A 2,554-nucleotide genomic window follows, 5' to 3' on the forward strand; every position below is an offset into this window, starting at 1 on the left:
TCATAGTGTTTCGGTGGTCATAGCGTGAGGGAAACGCCCGGTTACATTCCGAACCCGGAAGCTAAGCCTTACAGCGCCGATGGTACTGCAGGGGGGACCCTGTGGGAGAGTAGGACACCGCCGAACTAAACGTAGAGAAAGCCCCACACCTTTTGGTGTGGGGCTTTCTGCGTTTCAGGATGGCCGCACCAGCCTTGTGTCGTACGCCAAGATCACCGCCTGGACTCGATCTCTTGTCCCCGTCTTGGCGAGAATTCGGCTTACGTGCGTCTTTACCGTCGACTCCGCGAGATGAAATCGGGAAGAGATCTCGGTGTTTGACCAGCCCTGGCCGATGACGGTGAGGATTTCCCGTTCTCGTTCTGTCAGCACGGCAAGTCGAGGGTCCAGGGACGTGGAGTCTGTCTGTGCCGAAGACGGTAAGTGCTGGACGTACGCGTCGAGGAGTCGGCGGGTCAGGCTGGGGGCCACCACCGCGTCTCCCGTTGCCACTGACCGGATGCCCGAGAGGAGTTCCTCGGGGAGGGCGTCCTTGATGAGGAAGCCGCTGGCGCCTGCGCGTAGGCCGGCGTATGCGTACTCGTCGAGGTCGAAGGTGGTGAGGATGAGGACGCGGGTTCGGTCGCCGGAGGCGATGATGCGGCGGGTGGCCTCGATGCCGTCGAGGCCGGGCATGCGGATGTCCATGAGGACGACGTCGGGGTGGAGTTCGGCGGTCATACGGACTGCCTCCGTGCCGTTGCCGGCCTCTCCCAGCACGGTCATGTCGTCCTGGCTCTCCAGGAGCATGCGGAAGCCGAAACGCTGGAGTGGCTGGTCGTCGGTGATGAGGACGGTGGTCACGGAGTGGCTTCCTTCGGTGTGGCGTCCTGCGGTGCGGGGAGGGCCGGGAGGTGGACGTGGACTCGCCAGCCGCCGGTTGGCTGGGGGCCTGCTTCAAGTGTTCCGTCGTACAGGGCCGTTCGCTCGCGCATTCCGGCGAGGCCGCGGCCCGGGGTGCCTTCGGTCGCGTTCGGGGTGGGGCCTCCGCGTCCGGTGTCGGTGACCGTCGCCGTGACGGCGCCCCCGTCCCCGTACGAGATCGAGACCTGTGAAGTGGCGTTCGGTCCGGCGTGTTTGAGGGTGTTTGTGAGGGCTTCCTGGATGACGCGGTAGATCGTCAGCTGGGTGCCGGCGGGGACGCGGGCGGCGCGGCCCTGGATCTTGAAGCGTACGGGGAGGCCGGCTGAGCGTACGCCGTCGATGAGGTGGTCGAGGTCGGTGAGGGAGGGTTGCGGGGCCAGTTCGGCTGTGGGGGCTTCTTCGCGTAGGACGTCGAGGAGGCGGCGGAGTTCGGCGAGGGCCTGGCGGCTTGTCGTGCCGATCGCCTCCAGGGCCTGGGCGGCTCGGTCCGGGGACTTGGCGGCCGCGTACGCACCGCCGTCGGCCAGGCCGGTGATGACAGAGAGGTTGTGGCCGATGATGTCGTGCATCTCGCGGGCGATGCGGGTGCGTTCGGCGACCGCGGCGAGCTGGGCCTGCTGGTCGCGTTCGACTTCGAGCTGGCGGGCGCGGTCGACGAGGGAGGCGAGGTACTCCTGTCGTGTGCGGACCGCGATGCCGCCCACCGCCGCCAGAGCGAGGCTCATCATGATCGGGGCGATCGTGGCGCCGGGGCCCTCCTTGTCGGGGTAGTGGTAGCCGAGGTGCCAGAAGGGCGCCGAGGCCAGGGCGTACGACCAGAGCAAGGTGCGCATGCGGGTGCGCAGGGCGATGTTGAAGATGACGACGAGCAGGGTCATGGAGGCCTGTAGGGCCGCGCCCTCCCAGACGTTGGCGACGGAGAACGGCATCACCATCAGCAGGACCGCGAAGGGGTGGCTTCGGCGCCAGAAGAGGGGGACCGAGAAGCCCAGGCACAACGTTCCGACCAGCCAGCTCGGTGTGTCGGGGTTCTCGGTGACGTTCTTCCAGCCGCCGCTCGTGAAGTCGATGAGGCAGGCGGTCACGAAGAAGCCCGTGAGCAGGGTGTTCCACACCCATGGATGGCGGCGGTCGAAGGCGCGGCCTCGCTGGATGATGCGGTGGAACTGGCGGGTGAGGGGCTGACCGTTCGGCGTCCAGTCGCCCTGCCAGTCCTTTTCGCGTGTCGTCACCACGGGCCCATCTTCGTATGGAGTCCCGTCATACGTCCCGTCGTCATGTCTTCGATGGTCGTCCGGGCCGGTGTGCTGGGCGTCGGACGGTGGCGGGAAATCGGGTGAGGGGCGTAGTACCCGGGTATTACGGTGACGCTCATGGACCCCGTGATTCGTTCTATACGTGCCGATGAGTGGCCGGCGGTGAAGGAGCTTCGGCTGGCTGGGCTTCGGGATCCGGTGGCGCATCTTGCCTTCCTCGAGACGTATGAGGAGGCCGTGGTGAAGCCTGACAGTTTCTGGCGGGAGCGGGCTGCGGGCGCTGCGGAGGGGGTGCTCGAGCGGCAGCAGTTCGTGGCTGAGGGGGCCGACGGGCGGTGGGTCGGGTGCGTGGTTGTGCTCGTTGAAGAGGCGGGGGCGGAAGGGACGTTCGGGGG

Annotated in this window: 2 protein-coding genes, 1 rRNA gene and 1 pseudogene; 2 read left to right on the forward strand and 2 right to left on the reverse strand. The window is 67.0% G+C overall.

The genetic code is table 11. The features are described from left to right. Positions 1-9: 9 nt before the first annotated feature. A 5S ribosomal RNA gene (gene rrf / locus G6048_RS47715) occupies positions 10-126 on the forward strand. Positions 127-174: 48 nt separating this feature from the next. Here rrf and G6048_RS47720 read toward each other — a convergent pair. Both G6048_RS47720 and G6048_RS47725 read right to left on the reverse strand, forming a co-directional pair. Next, the gene (locus G6048_RS47720; RefSeq protein ID WP_165345843.1) at positions 175-843 is read right to left on the reverse strand and encodes a response regulator; all 669 of its coding nucleotides are present in this window, start codon (positions 841-843) and stop codon (positions 175-177) included. Next, on the reverse strand, positions 840-2,135 hold the full coding sequence (locus tag G6048_RS47725; RefSeq protein WP_328829130.1) for a sensor histidine kinase: 1,296 nt from the start codon (positions 2,133-2,135) through the stop codon (positions 840-842). Before G6048_RS47725 ends, G6048_RS47720 begins: the two co-directional genes overlap by 4 nt. A gap of 141 nt (positions 2,136-2,276) precedes the next feature. Here G6048_RS47725 and G6048_RS47730 point away from each other — a divergent pair. After that, positions 2,277-2,554: pseudogene (locus tag G6048_RS47730) on the forward strand (GNAT family N-acetyltransferase); the annotation flags it as partial.

It is taken from the genome of Streptomyces ureilyticus, assembly GCF_011045025.1.
GTDB classification, from domain to species: domain Bacteria; phylum Actinomycetota; class Actinomycetes; order Streptomycetales; family Streptomycetaceae; genus Streptomyces; species Streptomyces ureilyticus.